Source organism: Pseudomonas sp. PA-1-3F, from assembly GCF_021609665.1.
Classification (GTDB): Bacteria; Pseudomonadota; Gammaproteobacteria; order Pseudomonadales; family Pseudomonadaceae; genus Aquipseudomonas; species Aquipseudomonas paracarnis.
The window spans coordinates 55,946-62,710 of the sequence record NZ_WJZD01000033.1; the positions used below are offsets into that span (position 1 = coordinate 55,946).

Annotated in this window: 5 protein-coding genes; all 5 read right to left on the reverse strand. The window is 61.8% G+C overall.

The window, feature by feature from the left end; translation table 11 throughout:
- Positions 1–10: 10 nt before the first annotated feature.
- Entirely contained in the window at positions 11–934 is a 924-nt protein-coding gene (locus GIV26_RS21690) for an ABC transporter substrate-binding protein (RefSeq protein WP_236282158.1), read from the reverse strand.
- An 18-nt stretch (positions 935–952) separates the two neighbouring features.
- Positions 953–1,726 carry an amino acid ABC transporter ATP-binding protein gene (locus tag GIV26_RS21695; RefSeq protein ID WP_034128215.1) on the reverse strand — a complete coding sequence of 258 codons (774 nt, stop codon included), beginning with the start codon at positions 1,724–1,726 and terminating at the stop codon, positions 953–955.
- Positions 1,719–2,690: an amino acid ABC transporter permease gene (locus GIV26_RS21700; protein WP_054898355.1), complete on the reverse strand. Its 972-nt coding sequence runs from the start codon at positions 2,688–2,690 to the stop codon at positions 1,719–1,721. Before GIV26_RS21700 ends, GIV26_RS21695 begins: the two co-directional genes overlap by 8 nt.
- A 19-nt stretch (positions 2,691–2,709) precedes the next feature.
- Positions 2,710–5,103 carry a TonB-dependent receptor plug domain-containing protein gene (locus GIV26_RS21705; RefSeq protein WP_236282166.1) on the reverse strand — a complete coding sequence of 798 codons (2,394 nt, stop codon included), beginning with the start codon at positions 5,101–5,103 and terminating at the stop codon, positions 2,710–2,712.
- A 1,046-nt stretch (positions 5,104–6,149) separates the two neighbouring features.
- Positions 6,150–6,765: type II secretion system protein GspD (locus tag GIV26_RS21710; RefSeq protein ID WP_442962914.1), on the reverse strand; the 616-nt coding region annotated here is incomplete at its 5' end.

The following is a 6,765-nucleotide window of genomic DNA, read 5'->3' on the forward strand; positions in this document are numbered from 1 at the left end:
CTGTACCTCCTTAATCCGGCAGCCCAGGCGGGTTGATCAGCGACTGGTCGACCCGTTCCACATCCAGGCCCCAACGTTGCAGCACCTGCGCATATTGCCCCCCGGCAATCGCACCTTGCAGGGCGGTGTGAATCGGTTTGACCAAGCCGTTGTCCTTGCGCGTGGTTACCGCGATATCGGCCTGCAACGGCCAGCCACCGTTGACGGTGCCGACGCGCTTGATGCCGCCGGTGATCGCCGCCGAATAGGCGTACACCGAGTTCGGCCCGAACAGTGCGTCACTGCGTCCCGACTGCACCGCCAGTTGTGCGGCGGCCTGGTCGTCGAAGTACTGCAACAACGCAGGTTTGAGACCGGCTTTCTCATTGGCCTCGTTCCACGCCAGCAGGACCTTTTCCTGGTTGGTGCCGGAGCCGACGATGATCTTCAGCCCGGCAATGTCCGCCGCCTGCTTGATCTCATTGATCTTGCTGGTGCTCTTGACGTAAAAGCCGAGCACATCCTGGCGGTAGGTGGCGAAGTCGAAACGCTTCTTGCGTGCCTCGGTCACGGTGACGTTGCTGATCACCGCGTCGTATTTGCCCGAGCTGACGCCCAGGGGCCAGTCTTCCCAGCTGGTCTGCACGACGTTGAGTTGCAGGCCAAGGCTGTCGGCTACCAATTGGGCGGTGTCGGCCTCGCTGCCGATGGTGGTCTTGTCGTCACTGGCCAGCAGCGCCAGCGGTGGCCCGGCTACGCCTGACACGGCCACGGTGAACTTGCCCGGCTGGGCGAACTTGAAGCCCGGCGGGATCTGCGCGATGGCCGCTTCATTGCGTGGCGCATGGATGCGCGGGCGATCGGGGCTGAGGTCGACCTGTTGCACGGCAAATGCGCTGTGGGCAGCGGCCCCGGCAATTGCCAGCAGGACGACACGGGCAGTGGTGATAAACATGGGCAGTCACTCCTTGAACTAAAGCACTTTGCCGAGAAAGGCCTGGGTGCGGGGATGTCGGGGTTGGCGCAGGATCTGTTCGGGCGGGCCTTCTTCGATCAGTTGGCCGTCGCAGAGGAACACCACGTGGTCGGCCACTTCGCGGGCAAAGCCGATCTCATGGGTGACGATCACCAGGGTCACGCCCAGTTGGGTCAGGCCCTTGATCACGTCCAGCACCTCGCCCACCAGTTCCGGGTCGAGGGCCGAGGTGGGCTCGTCGAACAGCAGCACTTTGGGGTCGAGCGCCAAGGCCCGGGCGATGGCGACGCGTTGCTGTTGGCCGCCGGAGAGCTGGCGCGGGTAGGCGTCGGCCTTGTCCGCCAGGCCGACCTTGGCGAGTAATTCATCGGCCTTGTCACGGGCCTGCAGCCGGCTCCAGCGCTTGTGCGCCAGGGGCGCTTCGGCGATGTTTTCCCAGGCGGTGAGGTGGGGAAACAGGTTGAAGTTCTGGAACACGAAGCCCACGTCGATACGGCGCTTGAGAATCTCGCGTTCGGTGAGTTCAAAAAGCAGCTCGCCTTTGCGCCGATATCCGACGTACTCACCGTCGATGGTGATATGCCCGCTGTCGATCTTCTCCAAATGGTTGATGGTGCGCAGCAAGGTGGACTTGCCCGAGCCGGACGGCCCGAGGATCACCGTGACCTTGCCAGGGTCAATGCTCAGGTCGATATGATCGAGTACCTGCTGGTTGCCAAAGCGCTTGCCCACGCCCTGGATCTGAATGCGCCCGGCGCGTGCTTCAGGCATGGGCCTTCTCCTTGAACCAGCGGCGCACGCGCTGCAACGGCGTGGGTGGCAGCACCCGCGCGGTGCCCCGGGCGAAGTGGCGCTCGACGTAATACTGGGCGCTGGTGAGCACGGTGGTGATGATCAGGTACCAGACCGTGGCGACGATCAGCAACGGGATCACCGCCTGGGTGCGGTTGTAGATGACCTGCACGGTATAGAACAGCTCGGGCAAGGCCAGCACGTAGACAATCGAGGTGCCCTTGACCAGGCCGATGATTTCGTTGAACCCCGACGGCAAAATCGAGCGCAGTGCCTGGGGCAGGATGATCCTGAAGATGCGTCGAGAGGCCGGCAGACCCAAGGCCGCCGCCGCCTCATGCTGGCCGGCATCCACGCCAATCAGCCCACCGCGAATGATCTCCGCCGCGTAGGCCGCCTGCATCAGGCTCAAGCCCAGGACGGCCACGGTAAATTGGCTGAGCACATCCACCGTCGACCACTCGGCGAACACCAGGTCGGTGAACGGCACGCCTAGCACGATGTGGTCGTACAGGTAAGCAAAGTTGTAGAGGATGATCAGCACCAGCAGCGCCGGCATCGACCGGAAAAACCAGATATAGCCCCAGGCCAACGCCGCCAGCAACGGCGAACCCGACAACCGCGCCAGGGCCAGCGCGGTACCCAGCAGGATGCTGAAGACTGTGCTCAACAGCGTCAGCAGCAACGTCTGGCCCAACCCGCGCAGCACCGAGGGCGAAAAGAACCACTGGCCGAACACCCCCCATTCCCAGCGCGGGTTCGTAGCCAGGGAGTGCACGATGGCGAGTAATACCAGCGCGGCGAAAATCGACCCGGCCCAGCGCCAGGGGTGCCGGGCCGGCACCACGCGCAACGCCTTGATCGGCGTGGCGGCACGGCGCTGGCGCAGCGGTTGGGCGCTGACTTCATCCAGCAGGTCATAGGGTTTGGCGACAATGGGCATGTTCTTTTCCTCGCAGGCCTCAGAAGGCGTAAGTCAGCCGGGTGTAGTAATACCCACCGGTAAAACCGTAGGGCGAATAGGTGCCGTAGCTGGCAACCATGGTGCTGCTCGGCACCCCTTGTTTCTTGGGATAGAGGTCGAACAGGTTCTTGGCGCCGATGGCGATGTTCAGGTCTTTGGTGAGGCTGTAGCCCAGGTCGAGGTCGGTGATCCAGCGGGCGTTGTAGACCCGGTCCAGGTCACGATTGGCCGATGAGTTCACTTCCTTGTACGAGCCGTAGCGGGTCAGGGCCAGGTTGAGGTTGAAGCGTTCGATACTCCAGTCACCGCCCAGGATCAGCTTGGTGTTGGGTTGCACGCCGGTGATCAGGTTGCGCGCCTGGCGGTCCATCAGGTCGTAGGAGGTACCAAGAATGTGGGTGGATTCCTTGTAGTTGCGGATTTGGGTCTGGTTCCAGTTGAACGCGGCGGTCCACTTCAGCGCGCCGAACGCGCCCAGGTCCTGGTTGTAGCTGCTGACTAGGTCCAGACCTTTGGTGCGGGTGTCGGCGCCGTTGATAAAGTACTGGCCGCCGGAGGTGGAGTTGATGCCGTTGTTCTGCAGCACCTGGGTGACTTCCGGGCCCAGCAAGGTGCCGGTAAGGGTGATGCGGTCACGCAGGTTGATCACGTAGGCATCGGCGGTGAAGCTCAGGCGGTCGGTGGGCGTGAGCGTGAAACCAAGACTGAAGTTGGTGGAGCGCTCGGGCTTCAACGCCTGCGCGCCTAGCGCCTGGGCCGCCGCCGAGCCCACGGGGAGCACGCCATAGTTGATCGACTGATACACCCCATCGACGACGCCATAGGTGGTGGAGCGCGCACTGAACAGACTGTTGGCCAGGGACGGCGCACGAAAGCCATTGCTCACGGTGGCACGCACCGCGAACTGCGGGGTGAAGTCGTAGCGGGTGGTCAGCTTGCCGCTGCGGGTGGCGCCCACGCCCTCGTTGTAATGCTCATAACGCACCGCCGTGCCAACGTACCAGTCCGGCATGGGGTTGAAACCCACATCCACGTAACCGGCCAGGCTGTTGCGTGACGCGCTGCTTTCTTCGTCCGGTGAAATACCGTTGGTGACCTGTGCCCCGGACGACGCACAGTTACCCGGCGCCACGCAGTAACCGCCATTGGCATAAGACGCGTAATCGCCGGCTTGCACCTCGTAAGTGTCGCGCCGATGCTCGAAGCCATAGGACAGGTCCAAGGGCTTTTGCAGTCCGATGTCGAAGCCACGCTTGAAGTCCAGGTTGGTGGTCAGCTCGGTGGAAATCCAGGTACCGGAGGTGAAGCTGTTCGGCGTGGCTTCGCCCAGGGAAGGGTTCTGGTTGTGGGTGGTGCCCTGCTCCGCTTCGTTGCGCCCATAGGTGGTAGACAAGTCCCAGTCCCACTCGCCCACAGTACCCTTGCCACCAAACGCCGCCTGGAAGTCGTCCTCGTCGATGTACCAGGTCGGGGTGTACCCGGCCGGGTAACCGTTAGGCCCGGTGGTGATGGTGTTGGTGATGGTCGGCAGACGGAAGTTCTGCCCCTGCTCGGCCTTGCGTCGCGAGTAGGTGGCAAAGGAGTAGAGGCTGAGGCTGTCGTCGATCGGCAACTCGGCGTTGTAGCCCAGGGTCAGCAGGTTGGTCTTGGGCGTACCGTAGCCGCCATAGGTGGACTTGCCCGCCAGGCCATAGGCTTGCTCATAGGTGTAGCCGTTGGCGCTGGCCTTGTTGTCATCGTTCTGGCTGCGCGCATCCAGGGCCAGTTGCACGATGCCGCCGTTGCCGATTTCGAAGCCCTTGTTGAGGCTTTGCTGCACGGTCTGTTTCTTGCCGTCGTAGCCAAGGCCGGCGTGGGTCACCGAAGTACCGCGGGTGTCGGCCTTGAGGATCACGTTGATCACCCCTGCGATGGCGTCAGACCCGTATTGGGCAGCCGCACCATCGCGCAGCACTTCGACATGGTCGATGGCGCTGATGGGGATCAGGTCCAGATCAGCCGGCGCCGCGCCGGTGTTGATGCCGTTGATATTCAAGGTGGCACTGGTGTGGCGGCGCTTGCCGTTGACCAGCACCAACACTTCGGCGGCGCTCAAACCCCGCAGGTTCGGTGCCCGGGCAATGCCGCTGGCGTCCCAACCGGTTTTTTCCGGCAGGGTCAGCGACGGGATCACCGCGCTCAACGCCTCCATCAACCCGGGCTTGCCGGTGTTTTGCAATTGCCGGGCGCTGACCACGTCAATCGGCACCGGGCTGCTGGTGACCGTACGCTGCTCGGCGCCACGGTTGCCGGTCACAACGACCGTAGACAAAGTGCTGTCTTCCTGGGCCTGCGAAGCTGCGGCGAACAGCGACAGGGTCAGGGCAGCAGTAGGTTGCAGAATTTGCTTCATATCCATTCCAGCTTTTTCCAAATCGCAAAGTCGGGCAGGCACGCGCCTGGCGCGACGTGGCCGGTAGTCAAAGGGGCGATGCGGCTTGGGCTAGGTGTGGGGCAAGCGAGGGGTTTGAAGTGGCAACATACGTTGAGCTCCCGTCCAACGACTCTGCGGCGGCGGGATGATTACCCGGTCAGGCGCGCAGAATCTGAATCACGCTGGGTACCATCCGAGGTCAGGGGTAGGCTGTTGGGATCAAACATAACGGAATGGATTTTAAAAATATAATGCTATTTGGGCATAAGCTAATATTCTGTACTTTCATTATTTATAAAAACAATTATTCATAAAAATGATTTTTAATCTGAGCTCGCAGAACGCTCAAAGTGTGGAAGGGGGCGTGCTCCTGATGACTGTGGGCCAGCCAAAATGCATTTACTGACACGCCCCCATCGCAACGGTAACTAAGGACGGTAACCACGATGCGAAGCGAGCCGCTCTTGATCTTGATCTGCTTTTGATCTTAAGCGCCCCGTCAAACCACGCTGGCCGGAATTCGACAGGGATTTGGGGGGTAAACCGGCAGGGATGCCGGTTTAGCCGCCCCGCGCCATGGATGGCGCGTGGCGGCGGCCCCCCAAATCACTGGCGGATTACGGGCACACCGAGCCCAGGCGAGGTGCCGAGTGGTGGGGCAAGAGCGTTTTGCTTACTTTGCCGCTTTTGCAAAGTGAGCCGCCGTCAGGGCGGAACCCTAAGTGGCCGTTACCGCAGGAATGGATATGTACCCGGTATAACTGCGTCGCCTGTTAGGCCGCCTTCGCGAGCAAGCCCGCTCCCACAGTTTGATTGCGGAGTGTCAGGTAGATAGGCGTCGGCTGGCACGCCGTTATCGCAGGCAAGCCAGCTCCCACATTTTTGATCGCGGGGTGTCAGGTTGATAGGTGTCGGCTGGCAGGCTGTCATCGCAGGCAAGCCAGCTCCCACATTTTTGATTGCGGAGTGTCAAGCCACCATCGGGAGCGAGCCCCCTCCCACATGGGTACTCGGTGCAGCCAGGATCATTGAGCAGGGCGCAACAGCTGCATCTGCTGGCGATAATCATCCGTCACCTGCCGCGCCTGGCTGCTGCTGGTAATCACCCTCGGCGTAATCAGCACAATCAGCTCCGTGCGGTCCTTGGACTTGCTGGTATTGCCAAACAACCAGCGCAACCCCGGAATCTTCCCCAGGTAAGGCACGGCACTGACGCTCTCAGCGTTGTCTTGCTTGATCAACCCGCCGAGCAGCACCGTCTGGCCACTCTGCACCGCCACCTGGGTGGACACCGAGCGCGTGGAGATACGCGGGTTCACCGGCGTCACACTGTTCCCCGTCGGGTTCTGAGCATCACTGACCTGTTGCTGGATATCCATGTACACCAGCCCACCCGGATTGATGCGCGGCACCACATCCAGAATCACCCCCGTCTGCACATATTCCACACTGCTCAAGGTGGTGTCGGCGTCCCCGGTATTGACGGTGGTCTGACTGATGGGAATGTTGTCCCCCACCTGGATCTGCGCCGGCTGGTTGTTCATCACCACCAGCGATGGCGCCGACAGCACCTGGGTGCGGCCGTTGGTCTGCAGGGCGTGCAGGGCCACTTGCAGGTTGGAACTGACGAAGGAGTAGAAC